Consider the following 25,127-nt stretch of genomic DNA (forward strand, 5'->3'; position numbering starts at 1 on the left):
ATGCTTGCTTTCGACTCGTCCGACACGCCGCCGACCACCGAACCGGCAATCAAAAAACCGTCGCATGGCAGCGAAAGCTATCTCGCGCTCGTCTGGCGCCGGCTGCGGCGCTCCTGGACCGGCATGGCCGGGCTCATCCTGGTCGGGCTGCTGCTGCTCATGGCGGTCTTTGCCGATTTCTTCGCGCCGATGGATCCGAAGGCGACCGATGTCGGCTTCGCCCCGCCGCAGGTGATGAGCTTCCACGACAAGGACGGCAATTTCGTCTTCCAGCCGCGCGTCTATGCGCTGTCGGATTCCGAGGAGCTCGATCCGGTCACCTTCCAGCCGATCGTCGGCATGGATTACGACAATCCGCGCCTGCTCGGCTTCTTCGTCAAGGGCGCCGAATACAAGCTGTTCGGCCTGATCCCGGCCGACCGCCACTTCTTCGGTTCGACCGATGGCCAGCCGGTGCACTTCCTCGGCACCGACAAATTCGGCCGCGACGTGCTGTCGCGCGCCATCATCGGCTCGCGCATCTCGCTGATGATCGCGCTGACCGTCGTCTTCATCGTCACGCTGATCGGCACGACCGTCGGCATGGTCTCGGGCTATTTCGGCGGCACCTTCGATATCTGGCTGCAGCGCTTCGTCGAACTGGTGCTGGCTTTCCCGCAATTGCCGCTCTATCTGGCGCTGACCTCGCTCATCCCGGTGACGGCGCCGACCAATGTCTTCCTCGCCTTCGTCATCTTCGTCATGTCGGCGCTCGGCTGGGCGCAGATGTCGCGCGAGGTGCGCGGCAAGACCCTGGCGCTCGCGCGCATCGATTATGTCAGGGCGGCGATGGCCGTCGGCGCCACCGACCGGCGCATCATCATCCAGCATATCCTGCCGAATGTGATGAGCCACGTCATCGTCGCGGTGACGCTGCACATACCGAGCGTCGTGCTCTTGGAATCCTTCCTCGGCTTCCTCGGCTTTGCCGTCAAGCCGCCGCTGATTTCCTGGGGGCTGATGCTGCAGGATACGGCGACCTATTCGGTCATCGGCTCCTATCCCTGGATTCTCTCCCCCGTCGGCTTCGTGCTCGTCACCGTCTTCGCCTTCAATGCGCTCGGCGACGGACTGCGCGACGCGGTCGATCCTTATTGAGGTGATTGATATGGCTCTTGCACTGGTCAATTCCTTCGCCCCGCCCGTACGCCACGATCATGATGGCCGCTCCGAGACGCCGATCATCGACGCCCGCAATGTGGCGGTGAATTTCAAGGTCGAGGATGGCATGGTCGAAGCCGTCAAGGACGTCTCCTTCCAGCTCTATCGCGGCGAGACGATCGCGATCGTCGGCGAATCCGGCTCCGGCAAATCGGTGACGGCGCGGACGGTGATGGGGCTGTTGTCGAAGCGCGCCGTCGTCTCGGAGAAATCGACGGTTTCTTATGACGGCAGCAATATCCTCAAATTTTCCGAGCGGGCGCGCCGCAAGCTGCGCGGCGACCGCATCTCGATGATTTTCCAGGAGCCGATGAGCTCGCTGAACCCGATCTATACGATCGGCAGCCAGATCGTCGAGGCGATCCGCGTCCACCGTCGCATGAGCCGCAGGGATGCCGAAAAGCGGGCGCTGGAACTGCTCGAACATGTGCAGATCCCCGATCCCGCCGCGCGGCTGAAGCAATATCCGCATCAACTTTCCGGCGGCCAGCGCCAGCGCGTGATGATCGCCATGGCGCTCGCCAACGATCCCGACGTGCTGATTGCCGACGAGCCGACGACGGCGCTCGACGTCACCGTGCAGGCGCAGATCCTCAACCTGATCCGCAACCTGCAGAAAGAGTTGGGGATGGCCGTCATCCTCATCACGCACGATCTGACCGTCGTGCGGCAGTTTTCCGATTACGTCTACGTGATGCAGCACGGCGAGGTGCGCGAGCACAACGTCACCGAAGCGCTGTTTGCCAATCCGCAGCACGCCTATACCAGGCACCTGCTCGCCTCCGAACCGCGCGGCGAGGCCAATCCGCTGCCGGAGGGATCGGATATCATCCTCGATGCCAAGGGCGTGCGCGTCTCCTTCATGATGCGCCACGGCACATTCCTCAAGCCCGAGATGCGCGAGCTCGTTGCCGTCGACAGTCTTGGCCTGACGCTGCGCCGCCACGAGACGCTCGGTCTCGTCGGCGAATCCGGCTCCGGCAAGACGACCTTCGGCCAGGCGATCCTGCGGCTGAACAATGCCCAGGCCGGCGAAATCCATTTCGACCGGCAGCCGATCCATGGCCTGTCGCGGGCCGAGATGCGGCCGCTGCGCGCCCGCATGCAGGTGGTGTTCCAGGATCCGTTCTCATCGCTCAACCCGCGCATGACGATCGGCCAGATCATCGAGGAGGGGCTCGTCGTCAACCGGCTCGGCGCCACCAGGGGCGAGCGGCAGGATCGGGTGCGCGAGGCGCTGGTTGCCGCCGGCATGCCGGGCAATATCCTCTCGCGTTTCCCGCATGAATTTTCCGGCGGCCAGCGCCAGCGCATCGCGATCGCCCGCGCCATCGCGCTGGAGCCGGAATTCATCCTGCTCGACGAGCCGACATCGGCGCTCGATCTTTCCGTCCAGGCCCAGATCATCGAGCTCCTGCGCAAGCTGCAGGACGAGCGGGGCCTGAGCTACCTCTTCATTTCTCACGATCTCAAGGTCGTGAGGGCGCTCTGCCATCGCGTCATCGTCATGCAGCATGGCAGGATCGTCGAAGAGGGTCCCGTCAACGAAGTTCTCACCCATCCCAAGACCGCCTACACCGAACGGCTCGTCAAGGCCGCTTTCGAGGTAGCATGATTGACCCGCATGCCGGAGGTTATAATGGCAGCAAATCCCAAAATCACTTTCATCGGAGCTGGCTCCACCGTCTTCATGAAGAACATCATCGGCGACGTTCTGCAGCGGCCGGCGCTTTCGGGCGCCACGATCGCGTTGATGGATCTCAACCCGCAGCGGCTTGAAGAAAGCGCCGTCGTCGTCAACAAGCTGATCTCGACGCTCGGCGTCAAGGCCAAGGCCGAGACCTATTCCGACCAGCGCAAGGCATTGGCCGGCGCCGATTTCGTCGTCGTCGCCTTCCAGATCGGCGGCTATGAACCCTGCACCGTCACCGATTTCGAGGTGCCGAAGAAATACGGGCTGCGCCAGACGATCGCCGACACGCTCGGCGTCGGCGGCATCATGCGCGGGCTTCGCACCGTGCCGCATCTCTGGAAGGTCTGCGAGGACATGCTCGCCGTCTGCCCCGAGGCGATCATGCTGCAATATGTCAACCCGATGGCGATCAACACCTGGGCGATCTCGGAGAAATATCCGACCATCCGCCAGGTCGGCCTCTGCCACTCGGTGCAGGGCACGGCGATGGAGCTGGCCCATGACCTCGACATTCCCTACGAGGAAATCCGCTACCGCGCGGCCGGCATCAACCACATGGCCTTCTATCTCAAATTCGAGCATCGCCAGGCCGACGGCTCCTACCGGAACCTCTATCCCGATCTCCTGCGCGCCTATCGCGAGGGCAGGGCGCCGAAGCCCGGCTGGAACCCGCGCTGCCCGAACAAGGTGCGCTACGAGATGCTGACGCGGCTCGGCTATTTCGTCACCGAAAGCTCCGAGCATTTCGCCGAATACACGCCCTATTTCATCAAGGAAGGCCGCGAGGACCTGATCGAGAAATTCGGCATTCCGCTCGACGAATATCCCAAGCGCTGCATCGAGCAGATCGAGCGCTGGAAGGGACAGGCGGAAGCCTATCGCAGCGCCGACAAGATCGAGGTGCAGCCGTCGAAGGAATATGCCTCCTCGATCATCAACTCGGTCTGGACCGGCGAGCCCTCCGTCATTTACGGCAATGTCCGCAACAATGGCTGCATCACCTCGCTGCCAGAAAATTGCGCCGCCGAAGTGCCCTGCCTGGTCGACGCCTCCGGCATCCAGCCGACCTTCATCGGCGACCTGCCGCCGCAGCTGACCGCGCTGATCCGCACCAATATCAACGTGCAGGAACTGACGGTGCAGGCGCTGATGACGGAAAATCGCGAGCACATCTACCACGCCGCGATGATGGACCCGCACACCGCAGCCGAACTCGATCTCGACCAGATCTGGTCGCTGGTCGACGACCTGCTCGCCACCCACGGCGACTGGCTGCCGGAATGGGCCCGCACATCCAAGAAAGTTCAGGCCGCCTGACCTCTTTCTCCCAGGTTAGGCATCAAGGAGCCCCGCGGTGTGGCAACGACCGCGGGGCTTTTGTTTGGGACAAATGCCAGCATTCAATTGCAGGAAATTCTAGATTCCGGAGCCATCGAGCTGCTGGGCGTCGTCGCCTTCCCAGGGTGAAGGCATCGAGGTGCGATTGGCCGAGGGCATCGGCATCCAACACTTCAATTCCGGCTCGGCATATTCGATGATGTGCCCGGGCGAGGAATCGGAGGCGCGCCAGCCTTCTCCTGCGAATTGATCGCCATGCGACCAATAGGCGAGATCAACTTCCGCCGGCCCCTGTTCGGACGCGCGGATCGTCACCAGAATCCGGCTGCCGTCTTTTGGTGCGCTTGCCATCTGGCGCCAGCGATCTGGGTCATCCATTGCTTCCTCCTGCCTTGCTGCGAGTTGAAGTGTCGCTTCGCTATCGGAAACGGTCAATTGAAACTTTGCGAACCCCCGTCGCTTGTTGATGCTCAGCCGTGATGCATCCGATCGTTCCTCACCCAGCCATTGCTGATCAATTCTCTTCAAATGGAGGATGCAAGCGCGTATCTGAACCGAACTGGCCGTGCTACGCATCGGACATGGGATTCGGGGTTTTCATCCACCGCTCAGATTCGATCTATGACGACAGCCCGGCAGAACAATATCAGTTCCCGCGCCAGTATCTCGGTCGTGTGCAAGCCTGCCTCGGAGAATGGATCATTTACTACGAGCCGCGCAAGGTTGCGGCGAGCCGCGGCTATTTCGCCATCGCCAAGGTGGCCCAAGTCATTCCGGATCCGAAGGCGCCCGGCATGTATCTGGCACTTATCGAGCCAGGCAGCTACCTCGATTTCATCAACGCTGTTCCGTTCAGTGGGCCGGACGGTGTCATTGAGCGAGGGGTGTTGAATGAGGAGGGGCGGATTTCCGGTAGGGCTCAAGCTGCGGTGCGCCCAATATCCGCGACGGATTTCAATCGTATCGTGTCGATTGGGCTGGATGAGCACGAGCCCGAACTGCCTCGGCTGCCGGGAGTAACGCTTCCTGCCTACGGATTTGCCGACGGTGCTCAAGCGCCGTTCACATTTGAGCAGGAGCGCGACCGGGTTACGCAACTCTCGTCACGGATCGTTCGCAATCGACTATTTCGGCGGCTGGTTCTGCAGGCCTATGACAAGCGGTGCGCGATCACTGGTCTGAAGCTGATAAACGGCGGCGGGCGTGCTGAAGTTGATGCTGCGCATATCCGCCCCGTGGAGACAAACGGACCCGATATCCTCACCAACGGCATTGCTCTGTCTGGCACCGCACACTGGATGTTCGACCGCGGGTTGATCAGCCTCTCGGACGATCTCGATATTCTGATCTCGCGGCAAGCCAACGATCCGGAAAGCATCCGAGGACTGATCAACAAGTCTGGAAGGGCGATCGTGCCTTCAAGACCGTTCGAGCGGCCCCATCCTCATTTTCTCCAGTGGCATCGCCAAAATTGCTTTAAGCACTAGCAAGGAATGATCCAAGCCGGTTGCCCCGATCCGGGCTTTGAATGTCGACTACAACGTGCGCGTTCGCCGAACGACCGCAGCAAAAGATTGAGAGAGACGGCGACTTTGTCGATGTCGCGAATGTCCTGCGAATATTGGCCGGTGTAGAGTTTCACAATCATGCTGTCGCGAGCAGAGCCCCTGGGTTCGAAATAGAGGTTCAGGTAGTAGGCTTGCTTATCGCCGCCGCGAAGCTGAGAGAGCTTGTCTCGTTCCTTTTTTCAGCGCAGCGACTCGGTCGAGCGCCGTATTGCTGATCTGCCTCGAGCGAAGCGAGGATCGAGCGATTGACACGCGGATTTCTGATCTCTGCGAGAGACCGTCCGCCTTTGGCCGGGCTGCCACCTTGAGGGGCTCTTCTGCAATCGTGCCGTCGATCGGTGCATTGACGACAGCGAAACCGCGTTGACCGTACCGTCAGGCTCGTGAAGCCGATGATCGCTGGCAATGAGACGACAGTGATGAGCGCCAGCAGCAGCCTACGGTGATGCGTGCCTGTGATATTCGCGAGCTACCTTGGAGCGGCCTTTGCCCGGGTGTCCATTTTCCGTGCACGATCTTCGCGACGCTCGGGGCGACGCCGTAGGGAGTGCGCGATGACACGAAAGGGAGAGGTTTCGAACGTCTGCGGCTGTAGCCCCTAGGAACCAAATAAGTCACGACGCCGGTGGCGCGTAGTGATCGATGACTTTGACAATTCGGTCGAGCAAAGGGTTAAACCCGCTGAAATCGATTTTGGCAGCGTTGGCTTTTACGACGCTAGTAGCAAAAACCTCCTTCCCATATTCTTTCGTGATGTCGATCTTGTTGCTCGGATTGAACTTTTTGCCGTTGAGCACGATCGTGGTCCAGCTCTTAGGAAACATACTTTCCATTGAGCTTTTGCCGCCCGCTTCAGGCGTCTTTACGACATATAGGTTCTCGCAGACGTGATAGAAGTCTTGGGTACTCGTTACCGACATTCCCACGTTGAAGTTCTTCTTGATGGTCCCCGCGACGTCACCCAACCCATCATCGTTATCGAGAACCATGATAACCGGGAATTTCATCGGCTTATGCTGCATGGGCTTTCTGTCAGATTTCGATGAGTCTAGGTTTCGCAGGTAGTCGAGGGGGATCGATTTCAGGTCCCCCGTTCCTCCTCCTAGATCCATGATCTCATGAGATTTTCCGCCGTAGTTAAAAAATGACAATGAGAATTTGAAGCCATTCACTGTCGGCTCTCCCAACCGCGGCTGCCAAGAGGGGAGATGTCTAATAGCCTCACGAAGGTAGACGGGATCTGTCTTTCCTTCCGTGACAATCAGGGGAGCCTCTAGCGCAATGAAGCGCTTATAAAAAAGGAAGCGGCGATAGAGCGATCGGATGGCGCGTGGCGCCGAACGTTGATCTTGTACGGACCGCCGTTCTTCCGTCTGAGTCACTGAATAGATATGATTTAGGATACCTTCCAATGGAGCAAGATTATCCGTCATCTCTGGTATTGGTGTGCCTCCAGCAACTGTGGGCGTCTGATGAGAGTGAAAATAGGCACCCTGCCGAAAAACGCTGTCGCACATCGCGCGGGCGTTTCGATAATACTCGCTGCGAATGTTGACCTTTTCATTTACTATAAGGCCCGTCACCATCTGACGGCTACCCCGACAATGCATGCGCGTCTTCGTAAAATTGATGGCGAAACCACAATCGTCTATCCGGCTTGCTAGTTCCTTCCCGATCACCCAGGTGGACGGGTCCGTTTGGTTCACTCGTGCAATATCGGCTGGAAATTCTCTTCGGTTCGTAGAAAAAGTAATATCGTCGGCATAGCGCGAGTATCGTAAGCCATACGTTCTCGCGAGCCTTAGAAGTCGCACATCTAGTATGTGGCAGATCAATTCTGAGATTACCGGAGAACATGGGCTGCCCTGCGGAAGGGCGACGCCATCACAGGCGATCTGGGCAATGGTAGTCGCCACCTCGTTCGTTAGTGCAAAGGACGTGTCTTTCAGGAAAAAGCCGCGAACCCGCCCGAAGTTGAATGTGGGGAAGAAGTCGGCGAGATCCAAGTTCAGAACGAACCTTTTGCGTTTGTGGATTTTTGCATTGCCCTCAATCCCGCGACCTTTGCGAAATCCGTAAGACACGGATTTCGCATCAAAGTTTTGTTCAATCTCGGCGAGGCATCCGTAGAGAACATGCGCAAGGTGAGTTTGGAGTTTTTTGAGTTTTGGGAACGGGGCTTTAATAACTCGTTTGCCGCCAGATTTTTTTGGGATTTCGAATTCCGTATACTTCGCCGCCGGCATCGTCTGATAAACGATCGATGTCATTGCGCTCGGCGTGAAACCTAACAACCTCGCAAGATCTTTACGATCTTTTGTTGCTTTCAATTTCGCTAAATAACTCAATCAAATTCTCGGACAAAATAGGACTTGCAGGCACTCTTACGCGAGCACGGCGATGAACCAATAGGCAGGTCCAGTAACCGCAATATGGACCAGGGAAGCACAAGAGGCCCCCTAGCGTTGAATCTTATGTCTCGAATCCGGACAACAAGTCTGCCTGCAAGCCCTGACCAAGGGCTACCATTTCGAGTTGCGATTTCCAAGGCCTACTTGGTTTAACGCATGAAAATCGAAACGTTCGATGAAAACGGTCTATTCTTGCGTTTGGAGGAACCGCGCAGGACCGGCCATAATTTCCGTTTGACCTTCCTTCACGTCGATTTCAGTCCGTTCCCTACAGCTTGTTCAAGGACTTCGGTCGCTCAAATTCCCGGCCGAGTGCGCGAGGTCGTTGATGCTGATACGGACCAAGAAGACATGCGCTGCCGGTCGGAAGAAAGTGTTCTCCACCTTGCAAAGACTCCCTCTATTGCCACTCTCATCAAGGTAGAAGCCCGCGAGCTTTTCCGCATCTCAGTAGAAAATCTTACGTACGGAGAGGAAAACAAAATCTCCAAGCCACTGGAACATTAAGACTTTAATCTACCGCGCCGCTTCAAGCTAAACGGGTTGACAGTTCGTATCCGTTCATCTGCGCCAGAAATCAAATGACAGGGCTCCGCTCCCAATCAAAGGCAACCAATTCTCCAGCCACTTGCGCGGTGATTACGAGCGCTGCCGATTTGTCGTGCCGTGGTTAGCTGACTTGAACGAATGAACACCCTTTTCCCGTCGGCCACTCCGCTTGCACCTACCCCACCGCACCAAAATCCGCCGCCAACACCGCATCCTTCAGCGCCCGCGAATACGCATGCTGCGGATTATCCAACACCGCCCGCGCCTGTCCCCGCTCGACGATCTCGCCCTTCCGCATGATGATAATATTGTCGCTGACGTAATAGGCGGTCGCGAGATCATGGGTGATGTAGATGATCGAAAGGCCGAGTTCGTTTTTCAGGCGGCCGAAGAGGTTGACGATGGCCATGCGGAGCGATGCGTCGACCATTGAGACCGGTTCGTCGGCGACCAGCAGGCGGGGTTGGGGGATGAGGGCGCGGGCGATGGCGACACGCTGGAGCTGGCCGCCGGAGAGTTCGTGGGGGAAGCGGCCTTTCACCTCTTCAAGCGTCAGGCCGACGTGATGGAGGGCGGCGTCCGCCATGCGCTCGGCCTCCTGCTTGTCCGGCCGTTTTCCCGAGGCCGCGAAATTGCGGGCGGTTTCGAAGAGGTAGCGGTCGACCCGCTTCAGCGGATTGAAGGCTTCGAAGGGGTTTTGCAGAACCGGCTGGACCTCCTTCATGAAGGCCTTGCGTTCGGCTCTGTTATGGATGGCGACGGTGCTGCCAGCGAATTGAAGCTCTCCTTCCGTCGGCTCGGTCTGGCCGAGGATCATCGCCGCGACGGTCGATTTTCCTGAGCCGGATTCGCCGACGATCGACAAGATTTCCGGTTCCTCGCCGAGTTCGAAGCTGACGTCCTTGACGGCGGTGATCAGGCGCCGGCCGAGCATGCCGCCCTGGCGGTAGATTTTGGTGACATGCGAGAGGCTGAGCAGAGCGGTCAAACCTGATCTCCCGTAACGGCAAAACACGCGACCCGCCGCTGCGGCCCGACGGTGACGAGCGGCGGAACCTTCTGCGAGCAGATCTCCATGCGCTTCGGACAGCGCGGGTGAAACCGGCAGCCTTCCGGCGGCATGGCGAGGTTCGGCGGGCGGCCTTCCAGCGAGGGACGTGTCGTGGGGTCGCCGATCTTCGGCAGGCTGCCGACCAGATGCTGCGTATAGGGGTGGAGCGGCATGCTGAAGAGCTTGGCGGTCGGCGCCTCCTCGACGAGACGCCCGGCATAGACGATGCCGATGCGGTCGGAGACCGTCGCGTGAACCCCCATGTCATGGGTGACGAACAGGAAGGACGAGCCCATCTCGCGCTGGATGTCGCGGATCATCGTCAGCACATCGCGCTGCACGATGACGTCGAGCGCGGTCGTCGGCTCGTCGGCGATGATGAATTCCGGCGTCAGGATCGTGGCGAGCGCAATGGTCATGCGCTGGCGCATGCCGCCAGAGAGTTCGTGCGGATAGGCGTCGAGCAGCTGCGGATCGAGCTTCAGCCTCTGCAGGTGCGCGGCCACCTTTTCGAAGAAGATGCTCTTGCTCACCTTCATGTGGCGGAAGGCGAAATCGGTGAAGGAATGCCGGATCCGGCGCACCGGATTGAGCACGTTCATCGAGCCCTGCATGATATAGGACAGATGCCGCCAGCGCAGCGCCATGCGCTCCTCCGGCTTCATCGCGTAGATATCCTGGGTGCCGCCGGCGAAATGGAATTTCACGTTGCCCGACACGACCCTAAGCGGCGGGCGGATGGCGCCGGCGATCGTCTTGATCAGTGTCGTCTTGCCGCTGCTCGATTCTCCGGCGACGCCGTAGACCTCGCCGCGGCCGATCGTCAGGCTGATATCGTCGACGGCGCGCACCTCGCGATCGACGCCGTAAAGGAAGGCGCGGTAATAGGCTTTCAGATTCTGGATTTCGACCAAAGCATCCATTCTAACTTCCCATCCGGTTCAGCCGGCTGCGCGGATCATTGTATTCGTTCATCGACATCGACAGCAGGAAAAGCGCCAGGAAGAGGATGACGATGACGGCGACGGGGGCGGCCACCCACCACCATATTCCCGAGATCAGCGCCGAATGCGCATTGGCCCAGTAGATCATCATGCCCATGGTCGGCGTCTCGATATCGGTGAAGCCGAGCACCGAGAGCGTGATTTCCATGCCGATCGACCAGATCATGTTGTTCATGGTGGTGGCGAAGACGATCGGCAGCACATAGGGCAGGTGCTCTTCGACCAGGATCTTGCTCGTGCTCATGCCGGAGTAGACGCTCTGGGTGGTGAACGGCCTCGTCTTCAGGCCGATCGCCACCGAGCGGATCAGGCGGGCGTCATAAGACCAGCCGAGCGAGGCCATGATGACGATCAGCGTCACCCAGGTCATGTTATCCTTCAGCACGAAATAGAAGAGGATCAGCAGCGGAAATTGCGGGATGACCATGACGCTGTCGTTGATGGCCATCAGCACCCGGTCGACCGCCCCGCCGGCGTAACCGGCGACAAGGCCGACGACCAGCGAGATGATGCGCGAGAGAAAGGCGACGCCGATGCCGAAATAGAGCGTGTTGCGCAGCCCCGTCGTCAGTTGCCAGAACACATCCTGGCCGCGTGATGTCGTGCCGAGCCAATATTCGCCGTCCGGCGGCATGTCGGGCGGCAGCAGATAGATGTCGGTCGCGCCATAGGGCGAGAAATAAGACAGGATCACCAGGCCGACGATGACGGCGAAGAGCAGCAGGCCACAGAGGAATTCCATGTTGTGGCGCGAGAGGTCGCGGACGATGGTAAACATGTTCTATTCCACCTTGATGCGCGGATCGATCAGCGGGCTGAGCACGTCGATGATGAAGACGGCGGCGGCGACGCCGACGATCGACAGGGCGCTGAGGCCGAGCACCAGGCTGTAGTCGCCGGCATGCACCGCTTCGATCAGCAGATTGCCGATGCCGGGATAACCGAAGACGATTTCGGTGATGACGGTGCCGTTGAAAATCGCGCCGAGCGACATGGCAAGCCCGGTGAACTGCGGCACCATGGCGTTGCGGGCGATGTAGGAGCGCAGGATCTTCCCCTTCGGCACGCCGCCGAGCTCGGCAAAGACGACGTAATCGTCGGTGATGATGTTGGAAACCAGCGCCCGCATGCCGATCAGCCAGCTGCCGGCGCCGACCAAGATCAACGACAAAGCCGGCAGGATGGAATGTTTGAGGATATCGAGGACGAGCGCGAAGGAGAGGTCCAGATTGGCGTTCATCTCATAGCCGCCATTGATCGGCAGCACCGGCCAGATGAAGCCGAAGACGATGAGAAGCACGAAGGCGAGGATATAGTAGGGGATGGGCAGCAGCGCGATGAAGACGAGGCTGACTGCCTTCAGCACCATGTCCTTGCGGTAATAGCCGGCGAGCGCGCCGATGGCGTTGCCGAGCACGAAGGTGATCAGCGTCGACACCGTCATCAAGCCGATCGTCCAGGGGAGAGATCGCAGGATGATGGTGGAGACGGGGGTCGGAAAGGCCGAGAGCGAGGGGCCGAGATCGCCGGTCGCAAGCCGCAGCCAGAAATGCAGATATTGCTCCCAGATCGAGCCCTGCATTCCATATAGCTCGCGCAGCGACTGGCGCATCAGTTCGATCGCATTCGGATCGGACTGACCCATTTGCGTGATGGCGCCTATGCTTTCTTCGACCGGATCGATCGGGGTCAGGTGGGTGACGAAGAAGGTGATCGTCACGCCGAGGAATACGACGAGCAGAAACTGACCGAACCGCTTCAGCACAAAGATCAGATAGGGCGTCATAAGGCGTTGGTTCCTCTCAGGTTCCCTTTCAAAGCAAGGAAAGGATCGACGGGCATTTGCCCGTCGATAAGGGGGCCGGCGCGATGGCTGCGCGCCGGCTTTGGGAGGATTATTTCGGTTGTGCCGGCTTCAGCTTGACCATCATGAGCCTGGAATTCGCCCAATTCGGCACCGGATCGGTATAGGGATCCTTGATCGTCGGATAGCCGGTCCAATAGGTCGTATCCATCGAGGTGAAGACGTTATAGGACATGAGCGGGATCGTCGGCATTTCGCGGGCGACCAGCTTCAGATAATCCTTGCCGAGCTCGATGCCCTTGGGATCGTCGGCGCTGATGCCGCGGATGTTCTCGATGATCTTGTCGAGTTCCGGATTGGACCAGCGCTGCCAGTTGCGCGGCGGCTGAACGTCACCCTTCTTCGCCACGAACTGCGAGTGCCAGCTGTCGAGGAAGAAGGAGAGGTCGGGATCGCCGCCCCAGGTTTCGACGCTCCAGGCGATTGCCACCTGGAAATCGCCGGGCTGCAGCGCCGTCTGCCAAAGTTTCGCGGCGGGCACGGCTTTCGCGTCGATACCGAAGGCCGCCCATTGCTGGGCAATCAGCGTGCCGGCGCGGGTGAAGACCGACCGTGTGTCGCCTTCGACCGTCATCCGGATCTTGAAGGGCTGTCCATCAGGGGTCAGCCATTTGCCGCCGGATTTCTTGAAGCCTGCCTTTTCCAGAAGTTCGCCGGCCGCTTTCGGATCCGGTTTCCACCAGCCATAGCCGAAGGCACCGCTGATCGCCTGCGGATCGGTCGGGATCTGGTCCTTGAACTTCGGCTGCTTACGCAGGATATCGGCGATCTGCTGGCCGATGGTCGGGTCATAGGGCTTGATCTTGCTCTTGCCGGTATCGATCTCGAAGTCCTTCAGCCAATCCTGCATCGGCGCCTGATAGTCTTTCATCGTGGCCGCCGTCGGCGGCACGCCGAGTGCGGACAGCGTCGCCGCGCCGCGGTAGCTCGCCATGTCGACCGCCTTGATGTCGATCAGGAGCGCCAGCGCCCAGCGAACATCGGCATTGTCGAAGGGCGGATTCTGGGTGTTGAAGATGACGGCCGGCAGCGTCGGATCCGGATGGGCGAAGGGGAAGCCCGGGAACCACGTGTCGATGGTCTTCGACTTCTCCTTGAGGGTGAACATGCCCTCCGGCGTGTTATCGTGAATGATATCGAGGTTGTGCTCGAGCTGGGCGATCGTCCGCTTATCCGGCGGGCCTGGATCGGTATAGGTCACATATTTCGGGGCCGGCTCGCCGAAGCGGGCAAGAGAGGTCCGCTGCCAGTCGTCGCGCTTCTCCCAAGTATACCATTTGCCCTGAGGGTCATAGGCCTTCAGCTTATAGGCGCCGAGCGAGACCGGGTTGGCGAAATCATAACGAAGCGGATCCTCCACCTTCTCGAACACGTGCTTCGGCATGATCCAGGCGCCGTTCCAGCGCACGGTGAAAATGGCGTGGAAGCGCGAATTCGGCTTCTTCAGCTTGAACACGACCGTCTGGGGATCGGTCGCCTCGACGCTTGCCACCTGCACGGAGAAGGCCGCGCTCCAGACCATGCCGGGGTGGTCCATCTGCGTCTTGACGGTATAGACCACGTCGTCGGCCGTGAACTCGACGCCGTCGCTCCAGAAGAGCCCCTTGCGCAGTTTCACGGTCATCTCGGTGAAGTCGGCATTGTATTGCGGTTTGTCGGCGGCGAGCGAATTGTCCCAGGCCGCGCCGCCGAGCCCCTGTTCGGGGTCGATATACCAGAGCGTATCCATGGTCAGCTGCTGCAGGCCGGTCGAAACACCGCCGCCGCCATTGACCCAGATGTTGAACCAGCCGGGATTCTTGATCGTCCCTTCCGGATTTTCGACGATGAGCGTCTCCTTGCGCGGCAAGGAGGTGTAGTCATCGGCCTTGGCCGCCGCCGTCAGGCCGAGTGCGGCCAGCGCGACGCCAAATGCGAGCCTCTTCCACTGTTGCATGAACTCCTCCCTAGAAAGCGACGATCTGGCGGCCGCAAAGGCACGCATGGGCACGTCGCGGTTGTCGGTTTGCGGTGGCGTCGGGACCCTCAGTCCAGCGCTCCAGCGAACCATCCCTCCGGCCCGCCTGCCTCCTCGCAGGTGAGCCGAATTTGCTCAGCCGGGATTACCCGGCGGCGGCTGTCACACGGACAGCCGGATGACGTTGTAGGACAGCGGCTTCAGCGCCGTCCGCAACCTTCCATCCTCGATCTTGGCGCTCTCGACATTGACGGGAGCGACCGTCTGCGGCCGTGCTGCCGTGTTGACGGCTTCGAGATCGCCATGGGTCATTTCCACCTGCTCGATCAGGCGGGCGCCGCCAAACCCTTCCAGCCGCACGTCGAGATCGAGCGCCGTCTGGGGGTGGCGGTTGACGGCAAAGAAGGTGAGCGTCCTGCCGTCTTCGGAATGAACCGCCGATACGTCGAGATAGGGAACGTCGTTCTCCTCGTCGCCATCATAGGTCGGGCCGTCGACGACCAGCTGCAGCGCCGCGCCGCGGCCATAGCGGGAGGCATAATAGAACGGGTAATAGATGGTCTGCCGCCAGGCAGCGCCGCCGTCCTCGGTCATGATCGGCGCGATGACGTTGACGAGCTGGGCGATGCAGGCGATGCGCACCCGGTCGGAGCGGCGGATGAAGGTGTTCAGGATGCCGCCGACCTGCAGCACGTCCTCGAAATTGTAGACGTCTTCCAGAAGGTGCGGCGCATCCGGCCACTCGTCGCGCGCTAGGATCTCCTTGTCCTGCTGGTTGGAGTGGTACCAGACGTTCCATTCGTCGAAGGAAATGCCGATCGTCTTCTTCGAGCGCTTCTTCGCCTTGATGTAATCGATCACGCCGCCGATCGTGGTGATGTAGCGGTCGAGTTTGGTCGCGCGGGCGAGGTAGTTGAGCGTATTCTTCTCGCGATTGGCGAAATACATATGCAGCGAGATGTAATCGGCGCTGTCATAGCACTGCTCGAGAACCTGGGCCTCCCAATCGGGATAGGTCTTCATATCGGAATTGGACGAGCCGCAGACCACGAGTTCGAGCGACTTGTCGAAGCCGCGCATGGCCTTGGCCGTCTCATCCGCCAGCCGACCATATTCATAGGCCGACTTGTGGCCGACCTGCCAGGGGCCGTCCATCTCGTTGCCGAGGCACCACAATTTGACATCGTGCGGATTGGCCCAGCCGTGCTTGCGGCGCAGGTCCGACCAATAGGTGCCGCCGGGATGGTTGCAATATTCCAGGAAATTGCGGGCCGCATCCAGGCCGCGTGAGCCGAGATTGACGGCGAGCATCGGCTTGGTATTCGCCTTCTTGCACCAGTCGACGAATTCGTTGACGCCGATCTGATTGGCTTCGCGGGTGCGCCAGGCAAGGTCGAGACGAACGGGGCGCTCGGAGCGCGGCCCGACGCCATCCTCCCAATTATAGGCTGAGACGAAGTTGCCGCCGGGATAACGGCAATAGGACGTGTCGAGATCGCGGACCAGATCGAGCACGTCGCGGCGGAAGCCATCTTCGTCGGCTGTGGGATGTCCGGGCTCGTAAATGCCCCCGTAGATCGCTCTGCCGAGATGCTCGAGGAATGAACTGTAGAGCCTGGCATCAATGGTCGCGATGCGAAAATCGCGGTGGGCAACGACATTCGTCTTCAACGGATCCTCCCGTTTATGTATCAAGATTTTTGTTTTCTTGCCTCTAACTTGATATCAGGAATGTCGTGCTGTCAACCGAGTCACGCTTTTTATCATACTAATTTCAATTTCGATAAAAGCCTTTTAATAACAGATAGTTGAAGACATTTTTCAGTCCCCGACGCTAAGCGGACGTGCTTTTTATAAATCAAAATTTCCGATATCATGTAATCACACATGCAGCCGCATGATGATGTCGCGGCCGTGATTTCCGAAGCCGCGGCCGAAAATATTGACGCCGCCGGTATGGCCGGCATTTTCCGCGATGCCGACGCGGAGCCGAATGGAGGAGTGCTGACCGAGCGCGAGATCGGCGAGCGTGACATTCGATGCGGCGACACCGTCGATGAAGGTGCCGCGCGTCGAGATCCGCCAGGTCTTCATCATCCCATATTGCGAGCCCTCGAGCTTCCACCAGGCCGGCGTGAAGGCGCCGCGCTTGTCGCCGTAATCGCCGGGCGACGTCCAGGTGCCGATCGCCATGCCGTTGACCCAGAGCGTGATGTCGGACGGCCAGTCCGGATTGGTGCCGGGCACCTCAGACGACAGCTCCAGCGAAAATTCGATGGCGCGGATATCCTTGTTCAAGACCTTGGCATTGTTAGGAAATTTGTACTCGACATAGCCCCGCCCGAACCAGACGAGCCCGGCCTGCATGCGCTGCGGATCGAGGAAATAGTCGGGCACATCGAGGGGGCCGATGACGCTCTCGGTAGAGCAAAGACCGCATGGCGCATGCACGTCGCAGCTGGTGTACAGGCCCACCGGCATCTCGACTTCGATGATATTATTGGCCCGCTGGGCCGCACTTTCCTCGAAGCTGATCAGGATCTCGCTGTAGATCGCCGAGCAGATCTTCTGGTTCCCTTTCCGAGCCTTCGCCAGCTGCGAATCGACAAGCCGCGCATCTTCCAAAATCTGAATGCCGGTTGCGACCGTGGATTGGGGGAGGAAAAGCGCGCGGGCGATATCATTGATATTCATCGGCCCTTTGGCGCAGAGCAGCTTGAGTATCTCGATGCGCGCCGGTGCCGAAAGCGCGCGTATCGCATCACTATTCTCGCCGGCGGCAATCGTCAAAAACGAACGTTCCATCACTTCCCCATAATTTCCGATGTCATGATGTATATCAGAAATTATGATACAGCAAGAGGTCGATCTGAATGAGGTCGGTATCGAAAATAATCGCAGGTGATATTGGTTGCATGACCTTTGGCGCAGTAGTGGAAGTGAGCGGCAGGGGCGTGAGCTTGTTCCTCCATCACGGAGCCCGAGAGGCTCACGCGCTTCCCGCGTAGAAGGCGACAAAGAAGGATGGATGATATCCTTTCCGGCTAGCCTGCCGACCCGTGGGCGTGGTTGCTCGATTGGCCCACCGAGAACTGCTGGAATTGTTGACCTTCGTCACCGCCGCATCCGCTCACCGAAATCAGCTCCAACGCGATTCAGGAATGATGAACTGAGGCGGCATTATCGGCGGCGCTCGATCGCCGTCGGAAAAGCGTTCACCTCCCGAAGGCCAGCATCTAGGCGTGGCCCCTCGCCATTTACCCTAAAAGGTAAGGTAAATTCAGTGCGCTTCTATGTCGCGCAGAAGTCCAATTGACTCATAAAACTTGGAGATATAAGTGATTCGGATAAAATTTTGAGAATCAAGTAGAATTTATGCATCATCTAGGCGCCGCTGTAATACAGAGAAAAAAAGAAAAGTTGATTGGAATAGTAAGGAAGTTCGTAAAGCCTGGGCAACCTTACATTATAGTGGACTTTCCTTCAGATAAAGATCCGGGGCATCATGCAAGTTGGCTCGGGTTGTCGCGAGTATTAAAAGAAGTAACGGGGCGGATGCCCGTGCTTACTTGTAGCACTTCCCAAAGTCTAGACGAGATAAAAGCAACGCCGGGCGACGCTCCAATATTCATTTGTGGCTGGAGCGATTTTGGAGATCTGCGGGCGGGCAGGGATGATATTCGCTGCCGTTTGATGTGGAAATATCCGGATCGGACGATCATCCAGATGCCGCAATCGATTCACTTCGCAAACGAGGCGCTCAAGGAATACGCCAAACGCACCATTGGAAGGCATCGCAACTTTTTTTGCATGACGCGCGATGACGAGAGCTTTGAGCTGGCGAGAGCCAACTTTGATTGTGAGGTTGAGCCGGGCCCCGATACCGCATTCGGTATCGAGAGGCTCAAACCCTTCGAAGCTGACCCCCTGAGAGTGTTGTATGTGATGCAGCCGCTCGGCGATGCCGACGTCGATATTGCCGCAGCGCGGGCGATCGTCGATGGGCCTTTGACGAATTGGATCAATGGTCCAAACCGTTTGTCGCGTATGCGCAAGTCGAGCATCGTCAGCTCAACGATGCGGCATGGCTTCAGCCGCGCAGCAATAGTGGCTCAGCACCGCGAGGAGGTTGCTTCTCGATATGTCGACTATGGCGTGAAGCTCTTGTCCGGCGCCCAGCGGATAATCACCAACCACCTACACGGCCATATTCTCTGTCTTTTGCTCAATAAGCCGCATGTTGCGGTCGCGAGGGACGGAAGCAGCCTTCACGCTTTCATCAGTAGCCGGACTGGCGACAGCCCTCTGGTGGAGAAGGCGACCACCGCCAGCGAAATTTTCGCAGCAATGTCTCGGCTGCCCTATGTGATCGGCGGAACCTGGTACAAGTCGAGCCGCCCCATGAATCTGGGTCACAGCATTCCCACCCCCGATCTAGTCCCTCAACCTTCGATAGTCTGATTATCGGTAGGAGCTCAGTTTGTCGGTTTTGCAAGACGATATTCTCTTTAGCCATGTCAGTGAGAACCGGTCCGCCGCAGCCGTAAAGGGTGCTTTCTGGTCGGCACTAAGTACGCTTATTCCAACAATCCTCACCTTCGCTGTTTTTGTGGTCACGTCTCGGGTTCTCCAGCCTCAGGACTTCGGTCTTGTCGCGCTGTCATTCAGCATCGTCTCGTTTGCAGGCAGTTTTGGGCCCACTGCTTTTGGCGAAGCGATCATCCAGAGAGCCGAGATAAGGCGGAGCCATCTCGACACGATATTTCTGCTCTCGCTTGCTTTTTCGTTTTTGATCTACGGCGCTTTATGCATAGCCGCTTCCTCGATCGCGGCTTACGTCGGACACAAGGAAGTAACCTACCTCATTTACATCATGGGATTGAAGGTATTCTTCGACTTCACGGCCGTCGTTCCGAATGCGATTGTGAACAGGAAAATGTCTTTCCATTTGGTGGCCGTACGTACAGTTATAGCTACCATCACATCTGCTTGCATTTGCCTTGTTCTCGTTCTCGCAGGTTTCGGCTTATGGGGGCTTGCAATTGCACAGATCGCCGCCACCGCCGCATCGTGCGGCGCCGCTTTCTGGGGTGCGGGTTGGTTTCCGGGACTCAAAGTAAAGAGAGCAAGTCTCAACGATCTCCTTCACTATGGCTTCTTTGCATCCGGCACCCGCTTTTTGCAGACGATGAGCTTGGATAACTTGCTCATCGGAGTGCTCCTGAGCCCATCAGCGCTAGGGATCTATAACTTTTCGAAGCGTCTGTTTGACATGATCAACAACGTCATCGCCGGCGGCTTGACGTCGGTGACGCACGTGCTTCTTTCTTCACTGAGGGCCGATCCGAAGAAAGTCCGGGAAGCATTTCTGATGGCGACGTTTGGTTGCGCTCTGGTTTCGTACCCCGTATTCATCGGCCTCGCGGCAGTTGCCGATGATGCGATCACGACAATTTTCGGTGCGCACTGGATCGAGGCCGTTTGGCCGGTCCGATTCTACTGCGTGATTGGGTTGATGGCTGGGATCGGCTACGTACAGGCATCCCTGATTAAGAGCCAGGGAGAGATGGACTGGTGGTTTTACTACCAGTTGGCACGCAATCTCCTCACGCTCCTGACCATCGCAGTTCTCTATCCTTATGGCGTGACGACGATCGTTTTCGCCATCATGGTCGAGGTTTTGTTGTTTTGGCCGATCACCAGCTGGAAGGTTTCGCAACATATAGAGCTGAGTGTCCCGGCATATTTGGCGCAGTTCCTGCGGCCTACCATGGCGAGTGCAGCGATGGTGGCTGTCGTCTTGTTCCTCCATGAACTGCTGCTTCATTGGTCGCCCTACCCACGTCTGGCCATAGAAGTCCTGGCAGGTGGCATCACTTACTGCAGCTTGATATTCGTTCTGTGCAGAGCTCGTTTGAATGTTTTAATCGGCAGCATCAAGCAAGCTCGGCAACGCAAGGGCAATACGAGCGTAATGGCCACCCCGACGTGATTTCCCGATTCCGCGGCGGAGATCGTTTCGCGGCTCGAATTTGATTCCCAAACGGCCTTCAGCCGCAAGCGTTAGGACAATCGACAAGATGCTGATCTTGAGCGCGGTTCTTCGTCACCGGCTATCCACAGTGCAGATGCTTCGATCAGGGGGCGCAGCCGCTTTTACACTCTCGATGCAATGCGTGGGTTTGCCGCTATATGCGTTGTTGCCACACACTTCCAAGAGAGATACGCCCCATCAGCTTATCTAGCGGTGGACTTTTTCTTCGTTCTCAGCGGGTTCACTATCGCCGACATTTATGGAAGGCGCCTTTCGCACGGTCTACCGTTCCAGTCATTCATGAAAGCCCGCATCAAAGGCCTTTATCCGCTCTACTTGATCGGGATTTTGGTTGGTCTCATACAGATCATTTTGTTAACGAGTTGGGGGCTGCGAGCTCAAAGCGACGAGTGATCCGGCGACTGTTGCGGTGGTGAGGGGCAGCAGCCCGACGTGATGGCAACTGCGTCGCGCCTCATCACCTCGTGGATCTGGCTGAATAATGCATGGCTTTTAGTTCGAGTCCTTCCGAAAGCATGACAAACATTTGTCGCGCTTAGTTGTCGTTGCGTCAGTGCACGCTCACCTCCGGCAGCAGATCGGCATCCGTCAGCGTCCCCAGGAAGGCGACGATATCGTCGATCTCCGGATCGGTCAGGGCAGGCGCATCGCCGGGCTTCCGGCCGAAAGGTGGGTCTTGGTTGAGGTTGGCCCAATAGGCTTGCGGCAGGTCGTCGTACTTGCGGATCGTGCCGTCGGCATTTTTCGGGTACCAGCGACCGGGATCGCTGTCGCGGGTGGCATAGAAGGAGACGACGTCGCGCAGCGAGTGGAAGTAGCCGTTGTGGAAGAAGCTCTTCTTCAGCGCGACGTTGCGCAGGGTCGGTGTGCGGAAAAGGCCGCAATATTCGCTGTGTCCGGCAAGATCTGTACGCTGCGGGCCGCAGAGGCCGAGGTCGTGATATCCAGGGTCTGTATTGGCCGGGATCGCCATGTTGCGCGGTGCGGCAAGCCCGAGAAAGCCGAAATCGGAAAATTGCGGCGGCTCGCCATCATTGGCGGGTTCGCTTAAGTGGCAGCTCGAACAGTTACCCTTTTCGGCATCCTCGAACAGCTGGCGGCCGTGCAGCTCCTGCGCGCTCAGTGTCGCCTTGCCGGCGAGAAATGCGTCGTAGCGGCTGGAGTAGGGATAGAAGTCCGGGCCGCTTTGCTCGAAGGTGGCGAGCGCTTCGGCGGCGGCGTCGAACGTATCTGCGGGGTTGTCGAATATCGTCGCGCCGAAGGCGGCCTTGATCTCGTCGGCATAGGGCGCCTTGCGTAGTTTCGCTGCCACCTCGGCGGCGTCCTTGTTGCCCATCTCGAAGGGCGAGAGCAGCGGGATTTTCGCCTGGTCGGCGCCGTGATCGACCCGGCCGTCCCAGGTCAGGCCGCCGGTCGGGCCGTTGTCGACGCTCTCGTCACCCTCGTCTTCGGAATCGTAATAATGCTCGGTGAAAGCAGGCACCGATTGTAGGTAACGCAGCGTCGGAACGGCGCGCAGGCCCGGCTGGTCCATATCTCGGCCGCCGATTTCGACGGGTGCCGCCGATGCCGGGCCGAAGGCGTGAGCGGGATCATGGCAGGACGCGCAGGCCTGCAGTCCCGAAGTTGACAGCGAGGGATCGAAGAACATCTTGCGGCCGAGCGCGGTCAGCGTCTCGGCCCGGGCGAAGGCCTCGGCGCGCGACATCGGGCCGGGATGCACGCCAGAAGCAACCGCCGCGCTGCTTTGCCGCAGCGGCAGAATGGCCAGACAGAGCGCCGCAGCACCCAGGCTGACCGCCAAACCGGAGCGCAGCAGCCAGAACGTCTTTGTCGTCATGATAGGAATTCCAATGGTTTAGCACCTGCTTCCACCATGATCGAACCTCGCTGCAACAATTTGATGACGTGTCTTCTCCTGCGCCCCTACGGCAAGCCCGACGTCACAAAGTTGATAGATGGCGGGACTAGCGTCGATGCGCCCCGAGCGATCCCCGCTCCCTCTAGCCAATGCCCCCAGCCATGAGGTTACACCCGTGAATAGACTGAACCTCCTCAAACCAATCTGTCTCGCCGGATCGGCGATGATGCCGCTCGCGATAGTGACGGCAGTCCACGCCACGCCTGCCAGTTACGACAAGATCGACAATATCGTCGTCATCTATGCCGAAAACCGGAGCTTCGATAATCTCTACGGCAGCTTTCCCGGCGCCAACGGACTTGCTGATGTCAGCGCCGATCAGGCACGCCAGCTCGACCGCGACGGCCAGCCGCTTTCCGAACTGCCGCCGGCCTGGGGCGGTCTCACCGCCAAGGGTGTCACGCCCGCCGTCACCGAAGCCCAGTCGGCGCATCTTGCCAATGCCGCCTTCGCAATCGACGATCCCAAGGGTTTCGCGCAGGCGCCTTCGGTCATCACCCGTGACCTCTGGCACCGCTTCTACCAGGAGCAGATGCAGATCGACGGCGGCAAGAACGACAAGTTCGTCGCCTGGGCCGATTCCGGCAGTCTCGTCATGGGCCATTATGACGGCTCCATCCTGCCGATGTGGCAGATCGCGAAGAAATACGTCCTTGCCGACAACTTCTTCCAGGGCGCCTTCGGCGGCTCGTTCCTCAATCACTTCGAGCTGGTCTGCGCCTGCGCGCCCTATTATCCGGATGCCGACAAGAGCCCGGCCAAGCCCACCATCGCCAAGGTCGATCCCGACGGCACGTCTCTGACGGTTGCGGAGAACGGTCCGAAGTCGGCCCTGGAAGGCGCGCCGAAATTCGTCTCCGACGGCAACCTGACGCCCGATTTCTATGCGGTCAAGACCATGCAGCCACCCTACGAGCCGAGCGCTAATCCGCCGGCCAAGGACGGCGATCCGGCCTATGCCGATCCCACCGCGGCCACGACGCTGCCGCCGCAGCATGCGGTGACGATTGGCGATCTCCTGTCGCTGAAGGGCGTCAGCTGGGCATGGTACAGCGGCGCTTGGCGGGCGGCACTCGACGGCAAGAATGCCACCCCGGTGCCGAACTTCCAGTTCCACCACCAGCCTTTCAACTATTTCGCCAATTTCGCGCCCGGCACGCCGGCGCGCGCCGAACATCTGAAAGACGGCGGCTTGGCGGGCGACGCCTTCCTGAAGGATATTGACGACGGCAAGCTGCCGGCCGTTTCCTTCTACAAGCCGCAGGGCAACCTCAATGAACATGGCGGTTATGCCGATGTCGCAAGCGGCGACCAGCATCTTGCCGATATCGTCTCGCATCTCGAGAAGAGCCCGCAATGGGGCCATATGCTGGTGATCGTCACCTATGACGAAAACGGCGGCTTCTGGGATCATGTCGCGCCACCGAAGGCCGACCGTTGGGGGCCGGGCAACCGCATTCCGGCCTTCATCATCTCGCCGTTCGCCAAGGGCGGCACCGTCGATCATACCCAGTACGACACGACGTCGATCATCCGCCTGATCACCGCGCGCTACGATCTGCCGGTGCTGCCGGGCATCGTCGCCCGCGACAAGGCGCTTGCTGATAACGGCCGCCCGCCGATGGGTGACCTGACCGCCGCGCTCGACCTGACGCACTAAGGATTTGAAGCGGCTCCGGTGTTGGCCGGAGCCGTCCTTTTTCGTGCTTGCCTTCACCGGCGCAGCAGCGGCCGCAAGGCGGCCTGCGTTTCCTTCAGCAATGGCAGATAGCGCTCCTTCATCTCCGCGGCCGGGACGAGGGCGGCCGGGGCGCCGATATTGATCGCCGCGACCGTTTGGCCGCGGTCGTTTTCGATGGGGACGGCGATGGAGCAGAGACCGATTTCCAGCTCCTGATCGATGATGGCGTAACCCTCTGCGCGCACGCGCCGGAACTCGGCGACGAGCTCCTCAGGGTCGATCTTGGTATTCGGCGTGTTTTGCTTCAACTCGCTGCGGGCAAGGATGGCGCGCGTCTCGTTCTCGGGGAGGGCCGCGAGCAGCACCCGGCCCATCGAGGCGCAATAGGCGGGCAGGCGGCTGCCGGGGGTGAGATTGATCGACATGACACGGCGCTGCGAGGCCCGGGCGATATAGACGATTTCCGTGCCGTCGAGCACCGAGGCCGAGGCGCTCTGGCCGGCGCGTTCCGAGAGAAGATCGAGATGCGGCTGGAGCAGCGCCGGAAGCGGCGTCGCCGCGAGATAGGCATGGCCGAGGCGCAGGATCTTCGGCGTCAATGTGAAGAACTTGCCGTCATAATCGGCATATCCGAGCTCGGCGAGCGTCAGCAGCGAGCGGCGCACGGTGGCGCGATCGAGCTCCGTCAGCTTCGAGGCTTCGGCGATGGAAAGCCGCTGTCGCGTCTCGCCGAAGGCTTCGATGACTTTAAGGCCGCGGGCAAAGCCGCTGACGAAATCCGTTTCGTGCATCGGTGGGTTCCTGTGGTTCGGTGGTTGTCTAACCAAATTCTGTA

At 59.2% G+C, this 25,127-nt stretch carries 19 protein-coding genes and 3 pseudogenes; 9 read left to right on the forward strand and 13 right to left on the reverse strand.

Annotated elements, in window-relative coordinates:
- From CO670_RS01710 to CO670_RS01720, 3 genes are read left to right on the forward strand one after another with little or no spacing between them, the layout of a single operon-like run.
- A complete protein-coding gene (locus CO670_RS01710; protein ID WP_097588678.1) occupies window positions 1–1,137 on the forward strand; it encodes an ABC transporter permease in 1,137 nt (378 codons plus the stop codon).
- Window positions 1,138–1,147: 10 nt separating this feature from the next.
- Window positions 1,148–2,815: an ABC transporter ATP-binding protein gene (locus CO670_RS01715; protein WP_097588679.1), complete on the forward strand. Its 1,668-nt coding sequence runs from the start codon at window positions 1,148–1,150 to the stop codon at window positions 2,813–2,815.
- Window positions 2,816–2,839: 24 nt separating this feature from the next.
- Complete coding sequence (locus tag CO670_RS01720; RefSeq protein WP_097588680.1) at window positions 2,840–4,210, forward strand: alpha-glucosidase/alpha-galactosidase; 1,371 nt, start codon at window positions 2,840–2,842, stop codon at window positions 4,208–4,210.
- A gap of 99 nt (window positions 4,211–4,309) precedes the next feature.
- Here CO670_RS01720 and CO670_RS01725 read toward each other — a convergent pair whose 3' ends face one another.
- Window positions 4,310–4,609 carry a hypothetical protein gene (locus CO670_RS01725; protein WP_088674703.1) on the reverse strand — a complete coding sequence of 100 codons (300 nt, stop codon included), beginning with the start codon at window positions 4,607–4,609 and terminating at the stop codon, window positions 4,310–4,312.
- A gap of 203 nt (window positions 4,610–4,812) precedes the next feature.
- Here CO670_RS01725 and CO670_RS01730 point away from each other — a divergent pair, with 203 nt between their 5' ends.
- A complete protein-coding gene (locus CO670_RS01730; protein ID WP_097588681.1) occupies window positions 4,813–5,718 on the forward strand; it encodes an HNH endonuclease in 906 nt (301 codons plus the stop codon).
- Here the strand turns inward: CO670_RS01730 and CO670_RS33315 are convergent.
- The 3 genes and pseudogenes from CO670_RS33315 to CO670_RS01740 all read right to left on the reverse strand — a co-directional run.
- Window positions 5,715–5,942, reverse strand: a pseudogene (locus tag CO670_RS33315) (hypothetical protein); the annotation flags it as partial. The gene CO670_RS01730 and the pseudogene CO670_RS33315 overlap by 4 nt on opposite strands.
- A 1-nt stretch (window position 5,943) precedes the next feature.
- Window positions 5,944–6,259 (reverse strand): annotated as a pseudogene (locus CO670_RS33715) (hemolysin D); the annotation flags it as partial.
- 154 nt (window positions 6,260–6,413) lie between these two features.
- Window positions 6,414–8,147, reverse strand: a complete 1,734-nt coding sequence (locus CO670_RS01740; protein ID WP_097588682.1) for a retron Ec67 family RNA-directed DNA polymerase/endonuclease — start codon at window positions 8,145–8,147, stop codon at window positions 6,414–6,416.
- Between the two features lie 219 nt (window positions 8,148–8,366).
- Between CO670_RS01740 and CO670_RS01745 the strand changes: the two genes are divergently transcribed.
- On the forward strand, window positions 8,367–8,717 hold the full coding sequence (locus CO670_RS01745; protein ID WP_097588683.1) for a hypothetical protein: 351 nt from the start codon (window positions 8,367–8,369) through the stop codon (window positions 8,715–8,717).
- 217 nt (window positions 8,718–8,934) lie between these two features.
- On the opposite strand, the gene CO670_RS01750 is transcribed toward CO670_RS01745, so the two are convergent.
- The 7 genes from CO670_RS01750 to CO670_RS01780 form a co-directional block, all read right to left on the reverse strand.
- Window positions 8,935–9,747, reverse strand: coding sequence for an ABC transporter ATP-binding protein (locus CO670_RS01750; protein ID WP_097588684.1), 813 nt, complete (start codon window positions 9,745–9,747; stop codon window positions 8,935–8,937).
- Window positions 9,744–10,733: an ABC transporter ATP-binding protein gene (locus CO670_RS01755; protein ID WP_097588685.1), complete on the reverse strand. Its 990-nt coding sequence runs from the start codon at window positions 10,731–10,733 to the stop codon at window positions 9,744–9,746. Before CO670_RS01755 ends, CO670_RS01750 begins: the two co-directional genes overlap by 4 nt.
- 1 nt (window position 10,734) lies before the next feature.
- Window positions 10,735–11,592 (reverse strand): ABC transporter permease, encoded by an 858-nt coding sequence (locus CO670_RS01760; RefSeq protein ID WP_097588686.1) that lies wholly within the window; start codon window positions 11,590–11,592, stop codon window positions 10,735–10,737.
- 3 nt (window positions 11,593–11,595) lie between these two features.
- Complete coding sequence (locus tag CO670_RS01765) at window positions 11,596–12,600, reverse strand: ABC transporter permease (protein ID WP_088674696.1); 1,005 nt, start codon at window positions 12,598–12,600, stop codon at window positions 11,596–11,598.
- A gap of 109 nt (window positions 12,601–12,709) precedes the next feature.
- Window positions 12,710–14,614 (reverse strand): ABC transporter substrate-binding protein, encoded by a 1,905-nt coding sequence (locus CO670_RS01770; RefSeq protein WP_097588687.1) that lies wholly within the window; start codon window positions 14,612–14,614, stop codon window positions 12,710–12,712.
- Window positions 14,615–14,797: 183 nt separating this feature from the next.
- On the reverse strand, window positions 14,798–16,306 hold the full coding sequence (locus tag CO670_RS01775; RefSeq protein WP_097588688.1) for an alpha-N-arabinofuranosidase: 1,509 nt from the start codon (window positions 16,304–16,306) through the stop codon (window positions 14,798–14,800).
- Window positions 16,307–16,516: 210 nt separating this feature from the next.
- A complete protein-coding gene (locus CO670_RS01780) occupies window positions 16,517–17,440 on the reverse strand; it encodes an ArsR family transcriptional regulator (RefSeq protein ID WP_097588689.1) in 924 nt (307 codons plus the stop codon).
- Between the two features lie 570 nt (window positions 17,441–18,010).
- Between CO670_RS01780 and CO670_RS01785 the strand changes: the two genes are divergently transcribed.
- From CO670_RS01785 to CO670_RS01795, 3 genes and pseudogenes are all read left to right on the forward strand, one after another.
- The gene (locus tag CO670_RS01785; RefSeq protein WP_097588690.1) at window positions 18,011–19,096 is read left to right on the forward strand and encodes a polysaccharide pyruvyl transferase family protein; all 1,086 of its coding nucleotides are present in this window, start codon (window positions 18,011–18,013) and stop codon (window positions 19,094–19,096) included.
- 19 nt (window positions 19,097–19,115) lie between these two features.
- Complete coding sequence (locus CO670_RS01790; RefSeq protein WP_097588691.1) at window positions 19,116–20,627, forward strand: lipopolysaccharide biosynthesis protein; 1,512 nt, start codon at window positions 19,116–19,118, stop codon at window positions 20,625–20,627.
- A 123-nt stretch (window positions 20,628–20,750) separates the two neighbouring features.
- Window positions 20,751–21,074, forward strand: a pseudogene (locus tag CO670_RS01795) (acyltransferase family protein); the annotation flags it as partial.
- A 166-nt stretch (window positions 21,075–21,240) separates the two neighbouring features.
- On the opposite strand, the gene CO670_RS01800 reads toward CO670_RS01795, so the two are convergent.
- Entirely contained in the window at window positions 21,241–22,530 is a 1,290-nt protein-coding gene (locus CO670_RS01800) for a cytochrome-c peroxidase (protein ID WP_097588692.1), read from the reverse strand.
- Between the two features lie 196 nt (window positions 22,531–22,726).
- Here CO670_RS01800 and CO670_RS01805 point away from each other — a divergent pair, with 196 nt between their 5' ends.
- Entirely contained in the window at window positions 22,727–24,271 is a 1,545-nt protein-coding gene (locus tag CO670_RS01805; protein ID WP_097588693.1) for an acid phosphatase, read from the forward strand.
- 53 nt (window positions 24,272–24,324) lie between these two features.
- Here CO670_RS01805 and CO670_RS01810 read toward each other — a convergent pair whose 3' ends face one another.
- A complete protein-coding gene (locus CO670_RS01810; protein ID WP_097588694.1) occupies window positions 24,325–25,083 on the reverse strand; it encodes an IclR family transcriptional regulator in 759 nt (252 codons plus the stop codon).
- Window positions 25,084–25,127 lie beyond the last annotated feature (44 nt).

It is taken from the genome of Rhizobium sp. J15, from assembly GCF_002531825.1.
Classification (GTDB): Bacteria; Pseudomonadota; Alphaproteobacteria; order Rhizobiales; family Rhizobiaceae; genus Rhizobium.

Bases quoted from the DNA above. Each gene is read 5' to 3' on its own strand.
- CO670_RS01760 (WP_097588686.1), bottom strand. From the start codon at position 11,592: ATGTTTACCATCGTCCGCGACCTCTCGCGCCACAACATGGAATTCCTC.
- CO670_RS01780 (WP_097588689.1), bottom strand. From the start codon at position 17,440: ATGGAACGTTCGTTTTTGACGATTGCCGCCGGCGAGAATAGTGATGCG.
- CO670_RS01730 (WP_097588681.1), top strand. From the start codon at position 4,813: ATGGGATTCGGGGTTTTCATCCACCGCTCAGATTCGATCTATGACGAC.
- CO670_RS01720 (WP_097588680.1), top strand. From the start codon at position 2,840: ATGGCAGCAAATCCCAAAATCACTTTCATCGGAGCTGGCTCCACCGTC.
- CO670_RS01765 (WP_088674696.1), bottom strand. From the start codon at position 12,600: ATGACGCCCTATCTGATCTTTGTGCTGAAGCGGTTCGGTCAGTTTCTG.
- CO670_RS01755 (WP_097588685.1), bottom strand. From the start codon at position 10,733: ATGGATGCTTTGGTCGAAATCCAGAATCTGAAAGCCTATTACCGCGCC.
- CO670_RS01715 (WP_097588679.1), top strand. From the start codon at position 1,148: ATGGCTCTTGCACTGGTCAATTCCTTCGCCCCGCCCGTACGCCACGAT.
- CO670_RS01770 (WP_097588687.1), bottom strand. From the start codon at position 14,614: ATGCAACAGTGGAAGAGGCTCGCATTTGGCGTCGCGCTGGCCGCACTC.
- CO670_RS01745 (WP_097588683.1), top strand. From the start codon at position 8,367: ATGAAAATCGAAACGTTCGATGAAAACGGTCTATTCTTGCGTTTGGAG.
- CO670_RS01785 (WP_097588690.1), top strand. From the start codon at position 18,011: ATGCATCATCTAGGCGCCGCTGTAATACAGAGAAAAAAAGAAAAGTTG.
- CO670_RS01710 (WP_097588678.1), top strand. From the start codon at position 1: ATGCTTGCTTTCGACTCGTCCGACACGCCGCCGACCACCGAACCGGCA.
- CO670_RS01800 (WP_097588692.1), bottom strand. From the start codon at position 22,530: ATGACGACAAAGACGTTCTGGCTGCTGCGCTCCGGTTTGGCGGTCAGC.
- CO670_RS01810 (WP_097588694.1), bottom strand. From the start codon at position 25,083: ATGCACGAAACGGATTTCGTCAGCGGCTTTGCCCGCGGCCTTAAAGTC.
- CO670_RS01725 (WP_088674703.1), bottom strand. From the start codon at position 4,609: ATGGATGACCCAGATCGCTGGCGCCAGATGGCAAGCGCACCAAAAGAC.